This is a genomic window from Actinomadura miaoliensis, from assembly GCF_039536785.1.
Classification (GTDB): domain Bacteria; phylum Actinomycetota; class Actinomycetes; order Streptosporangiales; family Streptosporangiaceae; genus Spirillospora; species Spirillospora miaoliensis.
The window spans coordinates 30922-53210 of the sequence record NZ_BAAAZG010000054.1 but is presented as its reverse complement, the minus strand read 5'-3'; the positions used below and the strand labels follow the sequence as shown (position 1 = coordinate 53210).

21 protein-coding genes are annotated in these 22289 nt (G+C 72.6%); 13 read left to right on the top strand and 8 right to left on the bottom strand.

Translation table 11 applies throughout. The features are described from left to right. The 3 genes from ABD811_RS34345 to pdhA form a co-directional block, all read right to left on the bottom strand. A partial coding sequence (locus ABD811_RS34345; protein WP_344956097.1) for a biotin/lipoyl-containing protein occupies window positions 1–233 on the bottom strand: 233 nt, incomplete at its 3' end. Continuing rightward, window positions 230–1246 carry an alpha-ketoacid dehydrogenase subunit beta gene (locus ABD811_RS34340; protein WP_344956094.1) on the bottom strand — a complete coding sequence of 339 codons (1017 nt, stop codon included), beginning with the start codon at window positions 1244–1246 and terminating at the stop codon, window positions 230–232. The genes ABD811_RS34345 and ABD811_RS34340, both read right to left, overlap by 4 nt. 13 nt (window positions 1247–1259) lie before the next feature. Further along, window positions 1260–2444: a pyruvate dehydrogenase (acetyl-transferring) E1 component subunit alpha gene (pdhA, locus tag ABD811_RS34335; RefSeq protein WP_344956092.1), complete on the bottom strand. Its 1185-nt coding sequence runs from the start codon at window positions 2442–2444 to the stop codon at window positions 1260–1262. A 435-nt stretch (window positions 2445–2879) separates the two neighbouring features. Between pdhA and ABD811_RS34330 the strand changes: the two genes are divergently transcribed. The 3 genes from ABD811_RS34330 to ABD811_RS34320 all read left to right on the top strand — a co-directional run bounded on the left by ABD811_RS34330 (window position 2880) and on the right by ABD811_RS34320 (window position 6280). Beyond that, window positions 2880–3536: a GntR family transcriptional regulator gene (locus ABD811_RS34330; RefSeq protein ID WP_344956090.1), complete on the top strand. Its 657-nt coding sequence runs from the start codon at window positions 2880–2882 to the stop codon at window positions 3534–3536. 1252 nt (window positions 3537–4788) lie between these two features. Then, complete coding sequence (locus ABD811_RS34325; RefSeq protein ID WP_344956088.1) at window positions 4789–5799, top strand: trypsin-like serine peptidase; 1011 nt, start codon at window positions 4789–4791, stop codon at window positions 5797–5799. Window positions 5800–5881: 82 nt separating this feature from the next. Continuing rightward, entirely contained in the window at window positions 5882–6280 is a 399-nt protein-coding gene (locus ABD811_RS34320) for a carboxypeptidase-like regulatory domain-containing protein (RefSeq protein ID WP_344956087.1), read from the top strand. Between the two features lie 22 nt (window positions 6281–6302). Here the strand turns inward: ABD811_RS34320 and ABD811_RS34315 are convergent, their stop codons facing one another. Further along, on the bottom strand, window positions 6303–6437 hold the full coding sequence (locus tag ABD811_RS34315; RefSeq protein ID WP_344956085.1) for a hypothetical protein: 135 nt from the start codon (window positions 6435–6437) through the stop codon (window positions 6303–6305). A 303-nt stretch (window positions 6438–6740) separates the two neighbouring features. Between ABD811_RS34315 and xylB the strand changes: the two genes are divergently transcribed. From xylB to ABD811_RS34285, 6 genes are all read left to right on the top strand, one after another. Beyond that, window positions 6741–8126: a xylulokinase gene (xylB, locus tag ABD811_RS34310; RefSeq protein WP_344956084.1), complete on the top strand. Its 1386-nt coding sequence runs from the start codon at window positions 6741–6743 to the stop codon at window positions 8124–8126. 34 nt (window positions 8127–8160) lie between these two features. Continuing rightward, window positions 8161–9324 (top strand): xylose isomerase, encoded by a 1164-nt coding sequence (xylA, locus tag ABD811_RS34305; RefSeq protein WP_344956082.1) that lies wholly within the window; start codon window positions 8161–8163, stop codon window positions 9322–9324. Between the two features lie 84 nt (window positions 9325–9408). Continuing rightward, the gene (locus ABD811_RS34300; RefSeq protein WP_344956081.1) at window positions 9409–10569 is read left to right on the top strand and encodes a Gfo/Idh/MocA family protein; all 1161 of its coding nucleotides are present in this window, start codon (window positions 9409–9411) and stop codon (window positions 10567–10569) included. Between the two features lie 5 nt (window positions 10570–10574). Then, entirely contained in the window at window positions 10575–11741 is a 1167-nt protein-coding gene (locus tag ABD811_RS34295) for a dihydrodipicolinate synthase family protein (RefSeq protein ID WP_344956079.1), read from the top strand. Then, window positions 11738–12583 carry a sugar phosphate isomerase/epimerase family protein gene (locus tag ABD811_RS34290; protein WP_344956077.1) on the top strand — a complete coding sequence of 282 codons (846 nt, stop codon included), beginning with the start codon at window positions 11738–11740 and terminating at the stop codon, window positions 12581–12583. Before ABD811_RS34295 ends, ABD811_RS34290 begins: the two co-directional genes overlap by 4 nt. A 201-nt stretch (window positions 12584–12784) precedes the next feature. After that, window positions 12785–13342: a snapalysin family zinc-dependent metalloprotease gene (locus ABD811_RS34285; protein WP_344956075.1), complete on the top strand. Its 558-nt coding sequence runs from the start codon at window positions 12785–12787 to the stop codon at window positions 13340–13342. Between the two features lie 53 nt (window positions 13343–13395). Here ABD811_RS34285 and ABD811_RS34280 read toward each other — a convergent pair whose 3' ends face one another. Next, the gene (locus tag ABD811_RS34280; protein WP_344956074.1) at window positions 13396–14085 is read right to left on the bottom strand and encodes a TetR/AcrR family transcriptional regulator; all 690 of its coding nucleotides are present in this window, start codon (window positions 14083–14085) and stop codon (window positions 13396–13398) included. Between the two features lie 174 nt (window positions 14086–14259). On the opposite strand from ABD811_RS34280, the gene ABD811_RS34275 reads away from it, so the two are divergent. Then, window positions 14260–15513, top strand: a complete 1254-nt coding sequence (locus ABD811_RS34275; RefSeq protein WP_344956072.1) for an oxygenase MpaB family protein — start codon at window positions 14260–14262, stop codon at window positions 15511–15513. A 182-nt stretch (window positions 15514–15695) separates the two neighbouring features. Here the strand turns inward: ABD811_RS34275 and ABD811_RS34270 are convergent, their stop codons facing one another. Then, entirely contained in the window at window positions 15696–16700 is a 1005-nt protein-coding gene (locus ABD811_RS34270; protein WP_344956070.1) for a LacI family DNA-binding transcriptional regulator, read from the bottom strand. Between the two features lie 170 nt (window positions 16701–16870). Here ABD811_RS34270 and ABD811_RS34265 point away from each other — a divergent pair, with 170 nt between their 5' ends. The 3 genes from ABD811_RS34265 to ABD811_RS34255 all read left to right on the top strand — a co-directional run bounded on the left by ABD811_RS34265 (window position 16871) and on the right by ABD811_RS34255 (window position 20060). Further along, complete coding sequence (locus ABD811_RS34265; RefSeq protein WP_344956069.1) at window positions 16871–17950, top strand: lytic polysaccharide monooxygenase auxiliary activity family 9 protein; 1080 nt, start codon at window positions 16871–16873, stop codon at window positions 17948–17950. A gap of 89 nt (window positions 17951–18039) precedes the next feature. Beyond that, entirely contained in the window at window positions 18040–19386 is a 1347-nt protein-coding gene (locus ABD811_RS34260; protein WP_344956067.1) for a protein kinase domain-containing protein, read from the top strand. An 11-nt stretch (window positions 19387–19397) separates the two neighbouring features. Beyond that, window positions 19398–20060 (top strand): ThuA domain-containing protein, encoded by a 663-nt coding sequence (locus tag ABD811_RS34255; RefSeq protein ID WP_344956066.1) that lies wholly within the window; start codon window positions 19398–19400, stop codon window positions 20058–20060. Window positions 20061–20289: 229 nt separating this feature from the next. Here the strand turns inward: ABD811_RS34255 and ABD811_RS34250 are convergent, their stop codons facing one another. Together ABD811_RS34250 and ABD811_RS34245 are read right to left on the bottom strand one after the other, a co-directional pair. Then, window positions 20290–21282: a hypothetical protein gene (locus tag ABD811_RS34250; RefSeq protein ID WP_344956064.1), complete on the bottom strand. Its 993-nt coding sequence runs from the start codon at window positions 21280–21282 to the stop codon at window positions 20290–20292. Then, window positions 21282–22250 carry a SigE family RNA polymerase sigma factor gene (locus ABD811_RS34245; protein WP_344956062.1) on the bottom strand — a complete coding sequence of 323 codons (969 nt, stop codon included), beginning with the start codon at window positions 22248–22250 and terminating at the stop codon, window positions 21282–21284. The genes ABD811_RS34250 and ABD811_RS34245 overlap by 1 nt, the downstream gene beginning before the upstream one ends. Window positions 22251–22289: the final 39 nt, after the last annotated feature.

Sequence of the window (22289 nt, the reverse complement as noted above, 5' to 3'; positions counted from 1 at the left end):
GCCGGGACGAGCACGGCGATCGGCGCGCCGATCGTGGCGGTCTGCCCCTCCTCGACCAGGATCTTCTCGAGCACGCCGGCCTCGTACGCCTCGTACTCCATGATCGCCTTGTCGGTCTCGATGTCGCACAGGACGTCGCCGACGGCGATCTCGTCTCCCGGCTTCTTGTGCCAGGAGCTGATCACGCCCTCCTCCATGGTGTCGGACAGGCGCGGCATGAGGATGTCGGTCATCGAGCGGTCTCCAGGGACAGGCGGCCGGTCGCGCGGAGCGTTTCGCGGACGGCGGTGACGAGGGAGTCGGCCGACGGCAGCGCGGCCAGCTCCAGCGGCTTGGCGTAGGGGAGCGGCACCTCGGCCATCGCCACCCGCCGCACGGGGGCGTCCAGCCAGTCGAAGGCGCCCTCCTGGATGGTCGCGGCGATCTCGGCGCCGATCCCGTAGGTCAGCCAGTCGTCCTCGGCGATCACCGCGCAGCCGGTGCGGCGCACCGACTCAACGATCGTCTCCCGGTCCAGCGGCCGCAGGCTGCGCAGGTCGACGACCTCGGCGGAGATCCCGTCGGCGGCCAGCTTCTCGGCGACCTCCAGCGCGACGTGCGCCATCCGCGAGTAGCCGACGATGGTGATGTCGGTGCCCGGACGGGTCACCGCGGCCCGGCCGATCTCGGCGGGCTCGACCTCGGCGATGTCGTCGGGCACCTCGCCCTTGGTGTTGTAGAGGGCCAGGTTCTCCAGGAACAGCACCGGGTCGTCGTCGCGAATCGCGGCCTTGAGCATGGCCGACGCCTCCAGCGGCGTGCTGGGCGCCACCACCTTCAGGCCCGGGACGAACGAGTAGTACAGCTCGACGTTCTGCGAGTGGGTGGCGCCGAGCTGCTGGCCGCCGCCGCCCGGGGTGCGGATGACCAGCGGCACGCTGCACTGGCCGCCGAACATCCCGTAGATCTTGGCGGCGTGGTTGACGATCTGGTCCAGCGCCAGCAGCGAGAAGTTGATCGTCATGATCTCCACGACCGGCCGCAGGCCGAGCATGGCCGCGCCGATCGCGGCGCCGACGAAGCCCTCCTCGGCGATCGGGGTGTCGCGCACCCGGCGCTCCCCGAACTCCTTGAGCAGCCCCTCGGTGATCTTGTAGGAGCCCTCGAAGACGCCGATCTCCTCACCCATCAGGAACACGTTCTCGTCGCGGAGCATCTCCGCGCGCAGCGTGTCCCGGAGGGCCTGGCGGTAGGTGACGGTTGCCATCGGTCGGGTCTCCTCAGGAGCGGAACACGGGGTCGGCGGGCAGGCGGCGCAGCTCGCCCGGGACGGGCGTGGCGTAGGTGTAGTCGAACAGCGTGGACACGTCCGGGTGCGGGCTGTCGTCGGCGAACGCGGCGGCGTCCTCCACCTCGGCGGTCACCTCGGCGTCGAGCTTGTCGCGCGCCTCGGCGTCCAGGATCCCGGCCTCCTCCAGCTCCAGCGCCATCCTGGCGAGGGGGTCGGCGGCCTTGAGGGCCTCCTTCTCCTCGCTGGAGCGGTAGCGGGCCGGGTCGACGACCGAGTGGCCACGCAGCCGGGGGCTGGTCGCCTCCAGCAGGTAGGGCTTGCTCTCGGCGCGGGCGCGCTCGACGGCGATCCGGGCGGCCTCGCGGACGGCCAGCACGTCGGTGCCGTCGACGCGGGCCGACTCCATCCGGTAGGCGGCGCCGCGCCGCCACAGCTCGGGCTCGGCCGCCGACTTCTCCACGGTCGTCCCCATGCCGAGCCCGTTGTTGATCACAACGAAGATCACCGGGAGGTTCCACAGCGCGGCGATGTTCAGCGACTCGTGGAACGCCCCGATCGCGGCAGTGCCGTCGCCCATGTGGCACATGACGACCTCGTCGCCGCCCTTGTAGGACACCGCCAGCCCGGCGCCGGTGGCCAGCGGGAGCTGCCCGCCGACGATGCCGTACCCGCCGAGCAGCCGCGTCTTGACGTCGAACATGTGCATCGAGCCGCCCCACCCCTTGGACACGCCGGTGGTGCGCCCGTACAGCTCGGCCATGACGCTGCGCGCGTCGATGCCCTTGGCCAGGGCGTAGCCGTGCTCGCGGTAGTTGGTGAACAGGTAGTCGGTGGGACGCAGCGCCGCCATCAACCCGACGATGGTGGCCTCCTCGCCCAGGTTGAGGTGGCAGTAGCCACCGATCTTGGCCTGGGTGTAGGCGCGGGCGGCGCGCTCCTCGAACCGGCGGATGAGCAGCATCTGCCGGTAGTAGGCGACCAGCGTCTCGGCGTCGGCGTGCGCGCCGCCGACGGTGCCCGCGGGCGCCTCCGCGCTCGTGGCGCCCTCGGCGTCCGCGGCGCCGGCGCCCGCGTCCTGGGCGGTGGCCTCGGACACGGCGCCGGACGCGCCCTTGCCCTGGCCCGCGGCACCGCGCGTCCGCCGGGAGCGGGTGGCCTTGGTGGTCTCAGCCATCGGCGTTCTACCTCCGTCGGGGAGCGTGCCGCGGGTCGCCGCGGCGCTTCACCGATCATCATTGATCAATGATCGATCATACCGGCACATTGCCCGAAAGGGGACCCCCGGAACGTCGCGGACCAGCGGGGACGCCCGCCGGGACGCCGAAGAACCGAGATCCCCGGTACCGAGGGGGCTGCCGGCCCGCCGTGCCCCCGTGGCCGAGCCCGCTTCTGCCGGCCTGCCGGAGACCGCCGCCAAGCGCCCGCAACCCGTCTCCGACGCGGACGGACTCCTCGTGATGGTCATCACGCACATCGGCGCCCGCCGCGTCCACTCCTGCGAATTACTAGCCCAAAACCGGGCGAACCGCCTCGCCGTCGTGACGTCCGGCGCGGCGTCCGCCCAGGCGGCCGAAAGGTCTGGACCACCGGCCCATCTACCATTGCTTCCGTGAACTCACCGTCCACCGCGACCTCGGGCCCGGCGCTGCGGCGCACGGGGCTGGCCGACCAGATCCGCGAGTTCATCGTCGAGGGCATCAGCGCCGGCCGCTGGCAGCCCGGCGAGAGGATCGTCGAACGGCGCATCGCCACCGAGCTGGGCGTCAGCCAGGGCCCGGTGCGGGAGGCGCTGCGCCAGCTGGAGGCGCTGCGGCTGATCGAGTCGCTGCCCAACCGCGGCGCGCGCGTGCGCCCGTTCACCGAGCGCGACATGGTGGAGATCTTCCCCGTGCGGGCCGGGCTGGAGCGCACCGCCGTCGAACTGGCCCTGCCCCGCCTGGCCGACCGGCTGGACGTGCTGGAGAAGGAGAACAGGCGCCTGGCCGAGGCCGCCGAGTCCGGCGACCTGGACGCCCAGATCCGCCTCAGCATCGGCTTCCACCGCGTGGTCGTGGAGTCGTCGGGCAACCGGCTGCTGATGTCGGTGTGGGAGTCGCTCGGCATCGAACTGTGGACGACGCTGTCGCTGCGCCTGCACGAGACCGAGATCTACTCCAAGTCCGCCGAGCACGCCGCCCTGATCGAGGCGTTCCGCCGTCAGGACCCCGAGGCCCCGCGCATGCTCCACGACCACGTCATGAACTACGCCCCCCACAGCACTCCGTAGCCCCCGCCCCGCTCACCGGCGTTACCCGTCCCGGGCCCCAGTCGACGTGAGTGCTACCAAGACGCCCCTCGCCCCATCGCCCGCGTCGCACCACCAATCCCCTCAGCACCCCCCGCCGCCTCCTGCACAACCATCCGCACGACCACACACCCCCGAGCTTCCACGACGGCGCATGCCTGTCCCCCCGTCTGGACCCGCCGAGCGGAAGGCGCGGTTCCCGCAGCACAACCTCGCGAATCAGCGCACGGCGACCGCCAGCGCCGATTCGCCATCAGCCAGTCGCGGCGCCACCCGAAACACCACCACATGGCACCGGGTTCCGCACGGCGCACCCCTGTCCGCCCGGTTTGAATCGGTCGATTTGACCGGCTGCTCGACATCGCAGATCGCCGCCGCGACCGCCCGGTGTCCTCTCGGCGGCGTCCGTACCGCACGTCGGCCGGATCGCGGCCTCGACCAGCACCGTCACGCTGCCGAGGTTCTGCGGCGGGGCGTGTGTCTGGTTGGTGGGAGTTGGCGGGATTTGGATCCGCTGTTCGGCGTGGAGGCTGGTGGTGCGGCGGCTGGGTGGTTTTTGGCCGGGGGGTGAGTGGCGTGCTGGTGTTTTGGGGTTGTCACGCGGTGTTGAGGTTTTGTGGCGGGGTGTGTTTCTGGCTGGTTGGGGTCAGCTGGTTGGGGGGTGTGGGGCGGTGTGTTTGGTGGACGGTGCGGAAGGTGGGGGTGGGTGGGGCTGAACATTTATGGGTGGTTGGGGTGTTGGGGCGGTCGTTTGGGTTTGTGTTGGCATTATTGGGTGCGGGTCTAATTTCGGGGGTGAAGGATTCTTGCGGTCGTTGTTGTCGTTGTCAACGTCCGCTTCTTGTCAGGGGGGCGTCGTGGATATTCGGATTGCGCGGACTGGAGGTGTGGTGGTCTCGGGGGGTGGTTCGGTGGGGTGCTGTAGGGCCAGTTCAGGGACTTGGCGCAGGTTCCGCTGGGGGTGTCGGACGGGGCGGGTGCTGTTGACCACATCAGGTCAGGGAGATGACTCGTTCCTTTAAAGGTGCCTATATATAGGGGCGTCGACGTCACCGGGAAACAGAGTCCATCTTCGAATCCCTCTTGTGGTGCCACAGCAGTTCCCGTCCGGCTGTCCGACCATCTCCCGGAGACGGCCAGTGACCAGCACGGCGGATTCGTGAATTGTGTCGTGACCTGGTCTTACCCCTCGGTGCGGCCATGAATGGCCGTACTGATGAAAGGCGAATTGCGCATGAACAACCCCCTCGGCGGCGCCGTGCGGCGCTGGAGAAGAACCGTGGTCGTGGCCGCTGCGGCGGCTTCGCTCGGCACGGTGACGTTCGGGCTGCCCGCGGCCGGCGCCGTGACCACGGCGACGCCGGACCGTCAGGTGGCCGCGGCGAGTGCCGACACGCCGGTGGCCAGGTCCAGCAGCGGCAGGACGTCCGTCGGCCAGGCGCCCGTGGCCAAGGCGGCCGCGAACTCGTCCAGCGGCTTCCGCGGCACCGGAGATCTCGCCGACGCCGACGGCGTGAGCTTCTCGCGCAAGTTCCCCAAGAACGTCAAGATGCTCGGCGGGGACTTCACCACCCAGAGCGTCATCGGCACCGATGAGCGGACGCAGGTCACGGCGACCACCACCTATCCCTACACGGTCGCCGGGAAGCTGACGTTCACCGCGCCCAACGGCCTCACCTACGGCTGCACCGCGTGGCTCTACGACGCCGACACCGTCGCCACCGCGGGGCACTGCGTGTACTTCCATGAGGGGAGCACGCACGGCTGGAGCAGCAACTTCGTGTTCTGGCCGGGACGCAACGGCTCGTCGACGCCTTACGGCTCGTGCGGCTGGGCCACCGCCTACTCGGTGAACGGCTGGATCAACGACCAGAACCCGGAGTACGACTACGGCGCGATCAAGCTGAACTGCAGCATCGGCAACACCACCGGCTGGCACGGGCTGCGCTGGCAGGCCGCCTCCTACGACGGAACGCAGGCCAACATCACCGGGTACCCGGGCGACAAGCCGGCCAACACCATGTGGCAGATGTCGGGTCCGATCGCCTCGTCGGCGACGCGGCAGCTGTTCTACTCCATCGACACCGCCGGCGGGCAGAGCGGCTCGGCGGTGACCATTCCGGGTTGCGGTGCCAACTGCGGGATCGCCGTCCACGCCTACGGCGTCTATGGCGGCTCGGCCTACAACCGCGGCACCCGCATCACCGAACCCGCGTTCAACAACTACGTCAGCTGGAGTGCATGACGCGGTCATCTTCCAGTGAGGACGTCGGGGCTTCGGTGTCGGGCGACGCCGGAGCCCCGGCTCACGTCGTTGAATCGAGGCCATGAGACGACATCGGCGGCTGCTGACGGCCGTGACGCTGACGGCGGCCTGCATGACCGGCGCGCCGATCGGGGCGGACGCCTCGCGTTCCAGTGACGCCCCACCGCCGGACACGGGTCCGGCCTCCCCGCGGTCAGGGGTGGTCACGGGCCGTGTGCTGACACGGTCCGGTGCACCGGTGGCCGGTTGTTCTGTGGTGCCGGAGGCGACGTCCCGGCCGCGTCCGCCCGTTCCCGAGATGGCCGTCCTGTCGGACGCCGACGGCCGTTACCGCTGGCCGCTGCCGCGCGCCACCTACGACCTCACCGCGCGCTGCCCGGACGCCCGCGGGAGCGGCCGGGTCACCCGCGTGACCGTCCGGCCGGGCGAGGAGACCGTCGCGGACATCGTCCTCGGCTGAGTCGCCGGTGGGATCCCGCGCGTCACGGCGTCCGGCCGGGGGGCGCCATCTCCTCGCGGAAGACGTCGACGGCGGTGCCGATCGCGCGCAGGCAGCGGCCGAAGACCGGCTGGACCGCGGACGGGTGACCGACGAACAGTTCCGCGGCCGCCCACACGTGTCCGCGCGGCTGTTCACGTAGACCTTGACGACCTTGGTCTCCCGGGTGGCCCGTATGGCGGCACGCCCCTTCCGCCCGGTGACAGATCCGCGGCCGGTTCGTCGTCCGCTTCGATCACCCACCTCCGGGGTACGGGTTGACCGGGCCGGTTGCGGCCAGGTGCGTCGCGCGGCGTCCGGCCGGGGCGGGCGTCCGTTGTGCCGGGGGTCACAGGCGTCGTAGGCTGCACGCAGTCGAAGCGTTTCGAAAGTTCTTCGGGGTTATCACCGAAAGCTTTCGCGAACCCCTCCGAGGAGGACCATGCTCGTCGCCGGGATCGACTCCTCCACCCAGTCCACGAAGGTCGTGCTCTGCCGGGCGGAGGACGGCCGGATCGTCGACCAGATCTCCGCGCCCCACCCCGACGGTACCGAATGCCACCCTCGGCACTGGAGCGACGCCCTCGACCAGGCCCGCGAGCTGCTGGAACGCGCCGACGCCGTGGCGGTGGCCGCGCAGCAGCACGGCATGGTGGCGCTGGACGAGGGCGGCGAGGTGGTCCGCCCCGCCCTGCTGTGGAACGACACCCGCTCGGCGCCGCAGGCCCGCGCGCTGGTCGACGAGCTGGGCGGCGCCAAGACCTGGGCCGAGCGGACGGGCTTGGTGCCGGTCGCCTCGTTCACCGTCACCAAGCTGCGCTGGATGGCCGAGCGGGAGCCGGACAACGCCGCCCGCACCGCCGCCGTGCTGCTCCCGCACGACTGGCTGACCTGGAGGCTCGGCGCCGCCGGGCACGTCACCGACCGCGGCGACGCGTCCGGCACCGGGTACTGGTCGCCCGCCGAGGGCCGCTACCTGCCGGAGATCGCGGCGGCGGCGCTCGGCCACGAACCCGGCCTGCCCCGCGTGGCAGCGCCGGGGGAGACGGTCGGCGAGACGGCCTGGGGCGCGCGCATCGGCCCCGGCACCGGCGACAACATGGGCGCCGCGCTCGGCCTCGGCCTGCGCGCGGGCGACGTCGTGCTGTCGATCGGCACGTCCGGCACGGCGTACGCGGTCGCCGACCGTCCCGCCGGGGACCCGTCCGGGCTGGTCGCCGGGTTCGCCGACGCGACCGGACGGTTCCTGCCGCTGGTGTGCACGCTGAACGCCGCGCGCGTCCTGACCTCGGCCGCCGCCATGGTGGGCGCCGACCTGGACGAGCTGTCGCGCCTGGCGCTGGCGGCCGAGCCGGGGGCGGGCGGGCTGACGCTGCTGCCGTACCTGGACGGCGAGCGCACCCCTGACCGCCCGGACGCCACCGGCGTGCTGTCCGGGCTGACCACGTCCAACGCCACCCGCGAGAACATCGCGCGGGCGGCCGTCGAGGCGCTGCTGTGCTCGCTGGCCGACGCCGTCGACCACCTGGCCGCGCAGGGCGTCCGGCCGCGGCGCACGCTGCTGATCGGCGGCGGCGCGCGGTCGGCGGCCGTGCGGGCGCTGGCGCCCGCGATCCTCGGCACGCCCGTCACCGTCCCCGAACCGGCCGAGTACGTGGCGCTCGGCGCCGCCCGGCAGGCCGCGTGGGCGCTGGCCGGGACGCCCGAACCGCCCGCCTGGCCCGACCGTCCCGCCAGCGAGCACGAGGCCGCGCCCGGCGACGCGGCGGCGGCCGAGTCCGTCCGGGCCCGCTACGGCGTGCTGCGCGACGCCACCGCGACCTGGTGATCCGACCGCAACGGCAACGCATGAGGAGGAATTCGTGACCGAGGACCGCTTCACCCCGCGCCCGGAGGACAAGTTCTCGTTCGGGATTTGGACGGTGGGCTGGCAGGGCGTCGACGTGTTCGGCCCCGGCACGCGGCCGCCGATGCCCGCCGAGCGGGCCGTGCGCAAGCTGGCCGAGATCGGCGCGTACGGCGTCAACTTCCACGACAACGACGTGTTCGCGTTCGAGGCGACCGCGGCCGAGCGCGACGAGCGGATCGGCGCGTTCCGCAAGGCGCTGGACGAGACCGGCCTGGTCGTGACGACGGCGACGACGAACCTGTTCGGCCACCCGATCTTCAAGGACGGGGCGTTCACCGCCAACGACCGCGACGTGCGCCGGTTCGCGCTGCGCAAGGTGATGGACAACATCGACCTGGCCGCCGAGCTGGGCGCCAAGGTGTACGTGTGCTGGGGCGGCCGGGAGGGCGCCGAGTCCGGGGCGGCCAAGGACGTGCGGGCCGCGCTGGACCGTTACAAGGAGGCGTTCGACATCCTCGGCGCCTACGTCCTGGACAAGGGCTACGACCTGCGGTTCGCGATCGAGCCCAAGCCCAACGAGCCGCGCGGCGACATCCTGCTGCCGACCGTCGGGCACGCGCTGGCGTTCATCGAGGAGCTGGAGCACTCCGAGCTGGTCGGCCTCAACCCCGAGGTCGGGCACGAGGAGATGGCCGGGCTGAACTACGCGCACGGGCTGGCCCAGGCGCTGTGGCACGGCAAGCTGTTCCACATCGACCTGAACGGGCAGAACGGCCCGCGCTACGACCAGGACCTGCGGTTCGGGGCCGGCAACGCGCGCGGCGCGTTCTGGGTCGTCGACCTGATCGAGGGCAGCGACTACGACGGGCCGATCCACTTCGACTTCAAGCCGCCGCGCACCGAGGACGACGAGGGCGTGTGGGAGTCGGCGCGCGGCTGCATGCGCAACTGGCTGATCCTGCGGGAGAAGGTCCGGGCGTTCCGGGCCGACCCCGAGGTGGGGGAGGCGCTGCGCGCGGCCCGTGTGGACGAGCTGGGCACCCCGACGCTGGCCGAGGGCGAGGACTGGCGGTCGGTGCGCGAGTTCACCCCGGACGTCGAGGCCCTGGCGGCGCGCGGCGCGGCGTTCGAGCGGCTGGACCAGCTCGCGCTCGAGCACCTCTACGGGGTGCGCTGACCAGGGCACTTGAGAGTAAGCGCTTTCCGGCCTAGGGTGCGGGAAAGCGCTTACTTCATTTTTCCTCCGGCCCCAAGGAGAACGATGACCGTACGCACCCTCGGCGTGGTGATGAACGGCGTGACCGGCCGCATGGGCTACCGCCAGCACCTGCTGCGTTCCGTCCTGGCGATCAACGAGGCGGGCGGCGTCCCGCTCACCGGCGGCGGCCGCGTCCGGCTGCGGCCGATCCTTGTCGGCCGCAACGCCGGCAAGCTGCGCGAGCTGGCCGGACGGCACGACATCGCCGACTGGACCACCGACCTGGACGCCGCCCTCGCCGACCCCGACACCGAGATCTACTTCGACGCCCAGGTCACCTCCGCCCGCGTCGGCGCGGTCACCCGGGCGATCGAGGCGGGCAAGCACGTCTACGCCGAGAAGCCCACCGCCGAGTCCCTCGAGGACGCCATCACGCTGGCCAAGACGGCGCAGGCGGCCGGCGTCAAGAACGGCGTCGTCCAGGACAAGCTGTTCCTGCCGGGCCTGCGCAAGCTCAAGCGGCTCATCGACGGCGGCTTCTTCGGCCGCGTGCTGTCGGTGCGCGGCGAGTTCGGCTACTGGGTGTTCGAGGGCGACTGGCAGGACGCCCAGCGGCCCAGCTGGAACTACCGCGTCGAGGACGGCGGCGGCATCGTGCTCGACATGTTCCCGCACTGGCACTACGTGATGGAGAACCTGTTCGGGCGGGTGGAGGCGGTGACGGCCCGCGCGGTCACCCACGTGCCGCGCCGCTGGGACGAGAGCCGCTCGCCCTACGACGCCACCGCCGACGACGCCGCCTACGGCATCTTCGAACTCGCCGGCGGCGTCGTCGCGCAGATCAACTCGTCGTGGACCACACGGGTGTTCCGCGACGAGCTGGTGGAGTTCCAGGTGGACGGCACCGAGGGCAGCGCCATCGCGGGGCTGCGCCGCTGCCGCGTCCAGCACCGCGCGATGACGCCCAAGCCGGTGTGGAACCCCGACCTGCCCGCCACCGAGAGGTTCCGCGAGCAGTGGCAGGAGGTCCCCGACAACGAGGACTTCGACAACGGCTTCAAGGTGCAGTGGGAGATGTTCGTCCGGCACGTCGTCGAGGACGCCCCGTTCCCGCACGACTTCGCGGCCGGCGCGCGCGGCGTGCAGCTCGCCGAGGCGGGCCTGCTGTCGTCCGCCGAGGGACGCCGCGTCGAGCTGGACCCGATCGACCTCGGCGAGGAGTGAGCCTCATGATCACGCCGAACACGTTGAAACTGCCGACCGCGGACGGCCGTCTGGAGCCGTACTCCCCGGGCGAGCCGCGCGCCTGGCGGACGCCGTCCGGGCCGCCGTCGTCCCGCATCGCCTATGCCGCCGGGCACGTCGTGGCGGACCCGCGCGCCGACAACGGCCCCGGCGTCCCCGCGACCGTGGACTGGGACGCCACGCTGCGCTTCCGCCGTCACCTGTGGTCGCTCGGGCTGCGCGTGGCCGACGCGATGGACACCGCCCAGCGCAACATGGGCCTGGACTGGGACGCCACCCGCCAGCTGATCCGCCGCAGCGCCGCCGAGGCCGGGGCGCACGGCGACCCGGCCGAGCTGGTGGCCTGCGGCGCGGGCACCGACCACCGGCCCGACGCGGCCACGCTGGACGACGTCGTCGCCGCCTACGAGGAGCAGATCGAGGTCGTCCGGGACGCCGGCGCCGGAGTGATCATCATGGCGAGCCGTCAGCTCGCCCGGATCGCCGCCGGCCGTCCCGAGGACTACCGCGCCGTCTACGGCCGCCTGCTGGAGCAGGCCGACCGCCCGGTGATCCTGCACTGGCTGGGGGAGATGTTCGACCCGAACCTGGCGGGCTACTGGGGTTCGGACGACCTGGACAAGGCCATCGGCCACTTCCTCGACCTGGTGCGCGAGCACGCGTCCCGTGTCGACGGCGTCAAGGTGTCCCTGCTGGACGCCGACCGGGAGATCGAGATCCGCGCCGGGCTGCCCGACGGCGTCCGCCTCTACACCGGCGACGACTTCAACTACCCCGACCTCATCGCGTCCGGCAGCGACGCGCTGCTGGGCATCTTCGACGCGATCGCGCCCGCGGCCGCCGCCGCCCTGCACGCGCTGGACGCGGGCGACACCGCCGCCTACGCCGAGATCTTCGGGCCGACGGTGCCGCTGTCGCGCAAGATCTTCGAGACGCCCACCTACAACTACAAGACCGGCATCGTGTTCCTGGCCTGGCTCGCCGGGCACCAGGAGGCGTTCACAATGGTGAACGGCGCGCAGAGCGCCCGCTCCGTCGTCCACCTGGCCGAGGTGTTCCGCCTGGCCGACGCCGCGGGCCTGCTGCCCGACCCCGACCTGGCCGTCCGCCGCATGCGCGCGCTGCTGGCCGTCCACGGGGTGGACGCATGAGCCGGCTGTCGCTGAACCAGTGGACGACCCGGCGCTGGTCGGTGCCCGATGCCGTGGACGGCTGCCGGCGCCACGGCATCGAGGCCATCGGCCTGTGGCGCGAGCCCGTCGCCGAGCACGGCCTCGCCGCCACCGCCAAGCTCGTCCGCGACGCGGGCCTGCGCGTCTCGTCGCTGTGCCGGGGCGGCTTCCTGACCGGCGGCTCCGGGCTGGAGGACAACCGCCGCGCCATCGACGAGGCGGCCGAACTCGACGCGGCCTGCCTGGTGCTGGTGGTCGGCGGCCTGCCCGGCGTCGTCCCGGGGGAGCCGCTGGGCGACGGCGTCTCCCGCGACCTGAAGGCCGCCCGCGCGCGCGTGGCCGAAGCGCTGGAGGAGCTGGCGCCCTACGCCGCCGAACGCGGCGTCCGCCTGGCGCTGGAGCCGCTGCACCCGATGTACTGCGCCGACCGCGCGGTGCTGTCCACGCTGAAACAGGCGCTCGACCTGGCGTCCCCCCACCCGGCCGACCAGGTCGGGGTCGTGGTCGACACCTTCCACATCTGGTGGGACCCCGAGGTCTACGACCAGATCGCCCGTGCGGGCGCGGAGGGCCGCGTCGCCAGCTACCAGGTGTGCGACCAGCTGCACCCGCTCCCGCAGGACGTGCTGCTGGGCCGCGCCATGATGGGCGACGGCGTCATCGGCTTCACCCCGCTGACGGAGGCCGTCACCGCCACCGGCTACGACGGCGACATCGAAGTCGAGATCTTCAATGCCGACGTCTGGGCCGCCGACCCGGACACGGTGCTGGCGACGATGAAGGAACGCTTCACCACCCTGATCGCCCCCGCCCTCGCCTGAACCCCGGCGGCCGGTGCCGCACCCCTCCGTGGCACCGGCCGCCTTCCGGCGTCATCTCCGGTCCCGTTACGGCGTTCTCGAACAGCTGCCAGACGACTCCGGACTTTTCAGTAAATGACGCCACTTGTTGAGTAAAGGCATGGCAAATACGCTCGGGCCGACCTTGCGGCAGCACCGTTCCGACACAGGAAGGCCCCCGCCATGCTGCATCGCACCGTCGCGCGCACCCTCGTCGGTGCCGGCGCGATCGCCCTGTCCCTCACCCTCGCCCCCGCGGCCGGCGCCGCCCCGTCCCTCGCCGTGACCACGCTGTACTACGACGACAGCCAGGCCGCGGAGTTCAAGAGCGCGGTCGCCGCCGGCGCCCAGTCGTGGAACTCCAGCGTCCAGAACGTCCGCCTGGTCAAGGCCCCCGCGGGCACCCGCGCCCAGATCCGCGTCATCGCCGACGACGGATGGCCCCGCGCCACGCTCGGCCCCGTCCGCCCCGGCGGCCAGGTCACCGTGTGGTTCGGACGGCAGGCGGTGAACGAGGGCTACAACACCACCCGCATCGCCGCCCACGAGCTCGGCCACAGCCTCGGCCTGCCCGACCGCAAGCCCGGCCCGTGCTCGTCCCTCATGTCCGGCTCGACCGGCGGCGTGACCTGCACCAACGCCACCCCCAACGCCTCCGAGCGCGCCGCCGTCGAATCCAACTACGCGAGCCTGGCCGCGACCCGGAGCACCGCCGGCGCCGTCGTCGTCGACGCGCCCTGACCCACGGTCTCCCGCCCGTCGCCCTGACGCCGAAAGGCTGAGAGGGCGACGGGCTATTCGCGATCGGCCAGGGGAGCCGGCGGTTCCAGCATGGGCACGAGGAACCGCCGGGCCACCATGGCCAGCTGCTCGTCGTCGTCGAGGTCGACGAGGTGGCTGGGGATCCCCAGGAACGAGGCGGAGATCCGGACCATCATCTCCGCCACGAGGTCGGCGTCCAGGTCGCTCGACACGTTGCCCGCGCGTTGCTCCTGGCGGAGCTGGCCCGCGACGAACTGCCGCACGGTGGCGAGGGTGCGCCCCCCGTCACTGATCATGGAGGGCACGAGCAGGTCCGGTTCCGTGGCGATCAGACCGCCGATCAGCGGGTTGCTCCGGATGGCGCGCAACGAGCTCACAAAGCCCAGCACCACCCGGTCGGCGGCGGTCTCGGCCTGCTGGATGTCGCGCAGGAACTGGTCGAAGTACCGGCGGAACTCCCGCCGCACGACATGTTCGACCAGCGCGTTCTTCGTGGCGAACCGCCGGTAGACCGTGATCCGCGAGACCCCCGCCCGCCGGGCCACGTCCTCCATGGTGGAGCGCTGGACGCCCATCCGGCAGAACTGCTCGTACGCGGCGTCCAGTATCTGTGCGCGGGTCTCGTCCATGTCGTCGACCTGTTCGACGGCGTCGATGTACGCGCGTTCGAGCAACGACTCCGCGCCCGAGGCCGTCATGAGGGCGGACAGCGCAGGTTCCATGGGCTCCTCCTGAGTCGCCTGATTCTGCCTCACCCTCCGACAGCCTCCCTCACGTTCGGGTCTTGTGGCGGCCGCCACAGTGTGCTGTATTGGACATGCCGTCGATGATACGCAGATACGAACCACGTATCACCGTATCAGAACGGTGCTCTCGGCCCCGAGGAGGAGCAAGGCATGGAGAATCCCAGCAGGCGCAACGTGTTGATGGCGGGCGGGACGCTGGGCGCAGTCGGCGCGCTCAGCGTCGCCGCGCCCGCGCAGGCGGGCTCACTGTGGACGTGGTCGCCCAAGGGCTCGGTGGCGGGCGCCGGAGAAGGCGCCGACCCGCGGTGGGTGTGGGACCCGGAGGCCGATGAACTCGTCGCCTCGATCATCGACCGGGGGGACGTCGCCAAGGCCAACAGGGCACTGCGCAAGTGGACCAAGAACGGCCAGCCGCTGCCCAGCGACCTGCCGGCGGACCTGCGGGACTTCATGGAACGCGCCCGCCGGATGCCGGCCTGGGCCGACCAGGGCAAGCTCGCCACCGCGGTCGACTTCAACGAGAAGCGGGGCCTCTACCTCGGCGTCACCTACGGCTTCGCCAGCGGGATGATGAGCACGGTCATCCCCAGGGAGGCGCGCGCGGTCTACTACTCCAAGGGCGGCGCGGACATGCGCGACCGCATCACCAAGACCGCCAAGCTCGGATACGACATCGGGTCGTCGAACGCCTACAGGCCCGACGGCGAGATGATCGTGACCTGCGTCAAGACCCGGCTGGCGCACGCCGGCGTACGCCACCTGCTGCCGAAGTCCCCGCACTGGAACAAGGTCGCCGAGGAGACGATCCCGATCAGCCAGGCGGACATGATGGTCACCTGGCACAGCCTGCCCACGACCGTCATGCAGAACCTGGTCAAGTGGAAGGTGCCGATCCCCGCCGCCGAGTCCGAGGCGTTCCTGCACTCGTGGCAGCTGTGCGCGCACATGCTCGGCATCAGGGACGAGTACATCCCCAGCTCGTGGGACGAGGCCAACGCCCAGGCCAGGCAGGTCCTGAACCCGATCCTGGCCCCGACGCCCGAGGGCATCAAGCTGGCCGACATCCTGCTCAACCTCGCCACGATCGTCCCGGGCGGCCCCCTCAGGTACGTCACCAAGCCCATCCTCGGTTCGCTCACCCGCTACGTGCTCGGTGACGAGATCGCCAACTGGCTGAAGATCCCCAGGGAACCGCTGTGGGACGGCGTCTTCGAGACCCTCTGGGAGCCCTTCGTCGCCGTCCGCGAGGGACTGCTCTCGATGGAGCAGGCGCCGGGGGCCCTGCAGAAGTTCTACTGGGCCTTCGACGAGATCCTCCGCCTGGCGGCCCTGCTCGTCCTGTCCGGCGGGGACCTGCCGATCAGCATCGAGATCCCCGACGCCAACAACCCCAACTACCCCTGACCCACCCCCTGCGGCCTCAAGGCCGCAGCAAGCCCCCCGGCCCGCACCTCCCGCAGGCCGGAGCGCCGCCTCGATCCCAGGGCTCGGAACCCGTCCGGTTCCGAGCCCGAGGCGTTCGCGTCCCGTATCGGGGCACGATCCCGTGGCGGCGGGAGACGAGCCCTCCAAGGCGCCGGGCCCGTTCAGACCCGGCGGGTGCTGGTGCGGAGGATGACCTCGGCGGTGATCTGCTCGGTGGTGGGTTCGGGGGTGTCGGAGAGGGCCAGGTCGAGCGCCCGCTCTCCCATCTCCGTCAGGGGCAGGCGCACGGTGGTCAGGGCGGGCACCAGGTCGCGGAGGGTGGCGATGTCGTCGAAGCCGGCCACCGAGACGTCGCCGGGAACGTCGACGTCGCGGTCGCGCAGGGCGGCCAGGGCGCCCAGGGCCATGACGTCGTTGACGGCGAACACACAGGACACGTCGCCGAGGCCGGAGCCGGCCAGCTCCGCCGCGGCCGCGTAGCCGCCGTCGCGGTCGAAGTCGCCGTGGAGCACGCGGGGGGCGGGGAGGCCGAGGTCGGCCAGCGCCGCCGTGAATCCGGCGGTGCGGTCGGCGGCGGTGAGCAGGCCGGGCGGACCGGCCAGCACGGCGAAGCGGCGGTGGCCCAGTCCGGCCAGCGACCGGGCCAGGGCCGCCGCGCCCTCCCGGTTGGCGGGGGCGACGGTGTCGACGCCGAGCAGGTCCTGGCCGACGCACGCCACCCGCCCGCCGGAGTCGCGGTAGCGGGCCAGCTCGGCCGCCAGCCGCTTGGTGATCGTGTCGTCGCTGGTGCGCGAGCCCGCCAGCACGATCGCGCGGACCCGCTGCACCCGCAGCGTGGACACCACCGCGATCTCGCGCTCCGGGTCGCGGTGCGTGGTGCCGACCATCACCGTCAGCCCGTGCCGGTCGGCGGCGCGCATGGCGCCCTCGGCCAGCGCCGCGAAGTAGGGGTCGGTCAGCGCGTGCACGACCAGTCCGATGACGTTGCTGGACCCCCGGGCCAGCGCCTGCGCGGTGACGTCCGGCTCGTAGCCGAGCTCGGCCGCCGCCAGCTCCACGCGCTGCCGGAGGGCCGCCCCCACCCGCCGGTTGCTGCCGTTGAGCACCCGCGAGGCGGTGGCGAGGGAGACCCCCGCGTGCCGCGCCACGTCCTCCAGAGTGACCATCTGACCCCCCGCCAGGTGGAAAGCGCTTTCGACCAGTCTAGTGAACCCATGAAAGCGTGAAAGAGCCGTTCACCCGACCCGTCGGCGCCGGTTACGTTCCAGCGCGACGGACGTCGCCGTCCGGCGACGGCCAGAGGCCACCATCAGGGGCGGAGAACGGAGGCGTTTCGATGAGTCAGCGGCGGCGGGCGGTGCTCGCCGGAGGAGCGCTCGGAGCGGCGGCGGCCGTGTTCGGATCCGTGTTGACGGCCGCCCCGGCGTCGGCGCACGGCGCGATGATGGTTCCGGGGAGCCGCACGTACCTGTGCTGGAAGGACGGGCTGACCTCGACCGGCGCGATCCAGCCCAAGAACCCCGCGTGCGCCGCCGCGGTCGCGCAGAGCGGCACCAACTCCCTCTACAACTGGTTCGCGGTGCTGCGCTCGGACGGCGCCGGGCGCATGCGCGGCTTCATCCCCGACGGCAAGCTGTGCAGCGGCGACGCGAAGGTGTACGACTTCAGCGGCTTCGACCTGCCGCGCAACGACTGGCCGGTCACGCACCTGACGTCCGGCGCGCAGATCCAGATGCGCTACAACAAGTGGGCCGCGCACCCGGGCACCTTCCGGTCGTACATCACCAAGGACAGCTGGAGCCCCACGCGCCCGCTGACCTGGGACGACCTTGAGGAGCAGCCGTTCGACTCGGTCACCGACCCGCCGAGCGTCGGGTCGCCGGGCAGCGAGAGCGCGTACTACTACTGGAACGCGCGGCTGCCGTCGGGCAAGAGCGGCCGCCACCTGATCTACTCGGTGTGGCAGCGCTCCGACAGCCAGGAGACGTTCTACAACTGCTCCGACGTGGTGTTCGACGGCGGCAACGGCGAGGTCACCGGAATCGGCTCGGGCAACGGCGGTCCCACGACCCCGCCGACCACGCCGACCGACCCGCCCACCCAGCAGCCCGGCGCGGTGTGCACCGCCTCGTTCCGCACGGTGAGCTCGTGGAACGGCGGGTTCCAGGGCGAGGTGAAGGTCACCAACTCCGGCACCGTCCCGATCAACGGCTGGCGGGTGCACTGGACGTTCGCCAACGGCGGCACCGTCGACGGCCTGTGGAGCGGCTCCTACACCCAGACCGGGGCGGACGTGGAGGTCGCCAACGCCTCCTGGAACGGCTCGCTGGCGGCCGGCGCGTCCACCACGTTCGGCTTCACCGCCAAGACGTCCAGCGCCGTCAGCGGCCTGGACACCCACTGCATGACCTCCTAGCCCATGACCCCTGGACCATGACCCCTGGACCATGACCCCTGCAAGAGCGGACAGGCGCCCCCGGGGACCGGCCGAATAAGCTGCCAGGCATGTCGCAGATCCCCGGGGGCCGTCTGGGCGGGCGCTACCAGCTGGTGGCGCCCGTCGGCTCGGGTGGCATGGCGACGGTGTGGCGCGCCGTCGACCTGGTCCTCGACCGGCCGGTGGCGGTCAAGCTGCCGCGCGACGGCTGGCCGCGGGAGCTGACCCCGCGGCTGCACGAGGAGGCCAAGGCCGCCGCGAGCCTGACCCACCCGCACATCACCGGCGTCTACGACTACGGCGAGGCGGACCTGCCGGACGGCGAACGCCTGCCGTACGTGGTGATGGAGCTGCTGGACGGCGAGAGCCTGGCGACGCGGCTGGCCCGCGGCCCGCTGCCGTGGCGGGAGGCCGCGGTGCTGGGCGCGCAGCTGGCGGACGCGCTGGCCGCCGCGCACGCCGCGGGCGTGGTCCACCGGGACGTCAAACCCGGCAACGTGCTGCTGACCGCGACCGGCGCGAAGATCCTCGACTTCGGCATCGCGTTCACCGCCCCGGCCGGCGGGCGGCCGGACGGCGCCGGCCCGGTGCTCGGCACCCCCGCCTACGTCGCGCCCGAGCTGCTGGGCGGCGCCGCGCCGACCCCCGCCGCCGACGTGTACTCCCTGGGCGTTCTGCTCCGCGAGTCCCTGGCCGGCGACGAGCCTGCGCAGGGCGCGCCGGAGCAGGTCGAGCGTTTGTGGCGGCGGTGCGTGGACGAGCGGCCCGAGGCGCGGCCGTCGGCGGCCGAGGTCGCCGCGGTGCTGCGCGCGGCCGCCGGGATCCCGCAGGACGCCGTCGTCGGGGCGACCACCGCGCCGCCGCCGCACGGCCCGGCGCGCGACCACCACACGCGTGTCCTGGACGACCCCCGCCCCCCGCCGGCGCCGTCTCCCGGCAGCGGCGCCCGCAGGCCGCTGCTGCTGGTCGTCGGCGGCGTGGTGGGCGCGCTCGGCCTGTTCGCCCTGCTGCTCGTCGCGCTGTCCCCCGAGTCCTCCGGCGGAGGGGCGGCGGGGCCGGCGCCCGGTCACGGCGCGTCGTCGTCCGGGGCCGGCGAGTGCGCCGTGTCGTACGACGTCGTCGGCGAGTGGCCGGACGGCTTCCAGGCGCGGGTGCGCGTCACCAACCTGGCGGACGCGCCGCTGGACGGATGGCGGCTGGCCTGGTCGTTCCCCGACGGGCAGCGGGTCGCCCAGCTGTGGAACGGCGCGCAGCGCCAGCAGGGCTCCGACGTGGAGGTGACCGCGGCCGGCTGGAACCGCACCATCCCGCCGCGCGGCGTCGTGGAGTTCGGGTTCATCGGCCGCCAGGACGGCGGGAACGGACGTCCCGGCCGGTTCACGCTCAACGGCCGGGACTGCCGGTCCGCGCAGTGACGGGAGGCGCCATGCCCAGGGTGCTCGTGTTCGCCAAGACCACCGGCTACCGTCACGACTCGATCCCCGCGGGGGCCGAGGCCGTCCGCGAACTGGGCGCCCGCAACGGCTTCACGGTGGACGTCACCGACGACACCGTGCTGTTCTCACCCGACATCTTGGCCCGCTACCGGGCGCTGGTGTTCCTCAGCACCACGGGGGAGCTGTTCGCCGACGCGCACCGGCGGGCGCTGGAGTCCTACGTGCGGGGCGGGGGCGGCTTCGCGGGCGTGCACGCCGCCGCCGACGCCGAGTACGACTGGCCCTTCTACGGCGAGCTGGTGGGGGCGCGGTTCGCGCGCCACCCGCACGTGCAGCCCGCCACGATGCTCGTCCAGCACCACGACCATCCCGCCACGGCCCACCTGGGACGGACGTGGACGCGCACCGACGAGTGGTACGACTTCGCGTCCGCTCCAAGCGCGCGCGTCCGGGTGCTGCTGACCGTGGACGAGTCCAGCTACGAGGGCGCCCGCATGGGGGAGCCGCATCCGCTCGCCTGGTGCCACGACATCGATGACGGCCGTTGCTTCTACACCGCGCTCGGCCACACCGTCGAGTCGTTCGCCGAGCCGGAGTTCCGCGCCCACCTGCTGGGCGGCATCCAGTACGCGGCCCGTCTCGCGGGGGCCTGAACGTTGGCAGACCCCCCGCACCGGGGCAGGGTAGGGGCGCCGGTGCGGGGAGCCTTCATCGCCATAGTCGTCTGGGCGCCCCAAGAGGTTGCCGCGGTTCCCCAGAACTTCTCAAGTGTATTGACGCGGACGCGCGGAGTGTTTAACGTCGGCGGCAAGCGCTTTCCTTCTGGGAGGTGATGCGCGCACCGCAACGAGGGAACGCAAGCGTCTCCGCTCGTCGCCTGGGTCAGAAGTGGCCTTCGGCTGGGTCGGACGGGCCGTCCCGCACGGCCGCCCGCACCGAGTAGACGTCCTTGCCCGGATCGTGGGCGGCGGTCCGGCTGTACTGGGCCGCCAAGGTGTACGAGCCCGGCGACACGGTACGTCCGGGCAGCAGCGTCCACTTGTAGACGATGACGTCCGGCGTCGTCTCGATGGACGAACGGAAGTCGCCGTTGGGCAGCGACAGCCACGAGCCCGTGGACGACACGCGTTCGCCGCGCCGCACCCGGATGGTGACCGTCAGCGCGTGCAGCGGCTCGTGCACCCGCAGCACGACGTTGTTCTGCGCCCAGTACTCGTTGCTCCCGGAGTCCAGGGCGCCGCGCGCCGCGAACGGCGACTTCTCGGGACGCTCCGTGCGCCTGCCCTCGCCGGACGCGGAGCGCCGGGGCGGTGGCGAGGACTCGCTCTCGCCCCGTGAGGACGGTGCCGCCGGTGCGGTCCTGCCGGTCAGCGGGCTGCCGGCCGGCGTGGAGGAATCGGTGCCGGCGGGCGACTCGGGCTGGTTGCCGCTCCGCCCGGCCAATGGCAGCGCGGGGCCGGTGTCCCCTTCGTTGAATCCCCAGAACACCCCTGAGGTCAGGCCGACGACGCCCGCCGTGGCCAGGGACGCCACGCCCGCGCGCAGCCAGCGCCGCCTGGAGTCGTGCGGCGGCTCGGCCGCGTGACGGCCGCCGCGCCGTCCACCCTCGTGGCCGCCCACGCGCACCCCTTCGCGGCCGCCGCGCGCGCCCTCGTGGCCGCCCTCGGCGCCGTCCGCGTGCCCGTTTCCGGCGGGGTCGCCGGGGTGCGTGCCGCCCGCCGTGATCGTCTCGGCGGGACGGTCCATGGCCGCCTCGATCCGCGCCCAGATGCGTTCGCGGTCGGGCTCGTGCCGCTCGGCCTCGGCGTGCAGCCAGTCCCGCAGCCGGGCCAGGGACTCCTCGGTGCGCTCTGGATCGTTCCCTCGGCCCCCCATCACGCGCCCTCCTGCGGCCGTTCACCCGCCCGGACCGCACCCAACAGGACGCCGACCGCGCCGCGCCGCCACTGTGCCCCGCCGGGCCGCCCGCCGCCCGGCCGCCTGCCACCCGAGGCGGTCTCCTCCGGCCGTGCCGAACCGGTGAGCATCGCCCCCGGCCGCCGGTTCCCGGAGCGTCCGCCGTCGTCGCCGGACCGCCCGCCGTCACCGCCCGCGTCCGCGGGCCCGTTCTCCTTAGCATGCACGTCCGCGAGCCGCCTGTCCTCCTGATGGGCGTTCGCGCTCGGCTGCGGCCCGGCGCCGCGGCCCTCCCCGCCCGGCCGCTCCGCACGCGGCGACTCCGGGTCGCCGAGCGCCCGCTGCAACTCGGCGATGCCCTTGGAGGTCTGGCTCTTGACGGTGCCGACCGTGATGCCCAGCACCCGCGCGGTCTCCTTCTCCGACAGGTCGAAGGCGAACCGCAGCACCACGCAGGCGCGCTTGCGCTCGGGCAGCCGCTGCAGGGCGGCGCGCACGTCCAGCACGGCGGGCATGTCCGGCCCGTCGGCGTGCTCCTGCACGGTCGCGCCGAGCGCCGCCAGCCGGTCCCGCTCGCGCACCAGGGCGCGGATGCGGCTGTGGCACATGTTCAGCACGATCCGGCGGACGTAGGCCAGCGGATGCTCGGAGCTGCGCACCCGGTCCCAGCGGTGCCAGGCGGCGGCCAGGGCGTCGGCGGCCAGGTCGTCGGCCGAGTCGGGGTCGCCGAGCATCAGGTGCGCCAGCCGGGCCAGGTCGCGGTGGTGCCGCTCGAAGAACCGCCGGAACTCCAGGCGGAACGCCTCCTCGTCGCGCTCCTCCTCCGCCGCCGCCCCGCCCGCCTCCCCCGGCATCCCGCCCGGCTGTGCGGCCTCCTCGTCGTGCGTCCGGTCGCCGGACGCCATGTCGTCGGACGCCGGGTCGAACGTGTCGTCGGTGGACCTCATGAGGAGCACTCCCGCGCTTGCTGCGGCACGGCCGCCACC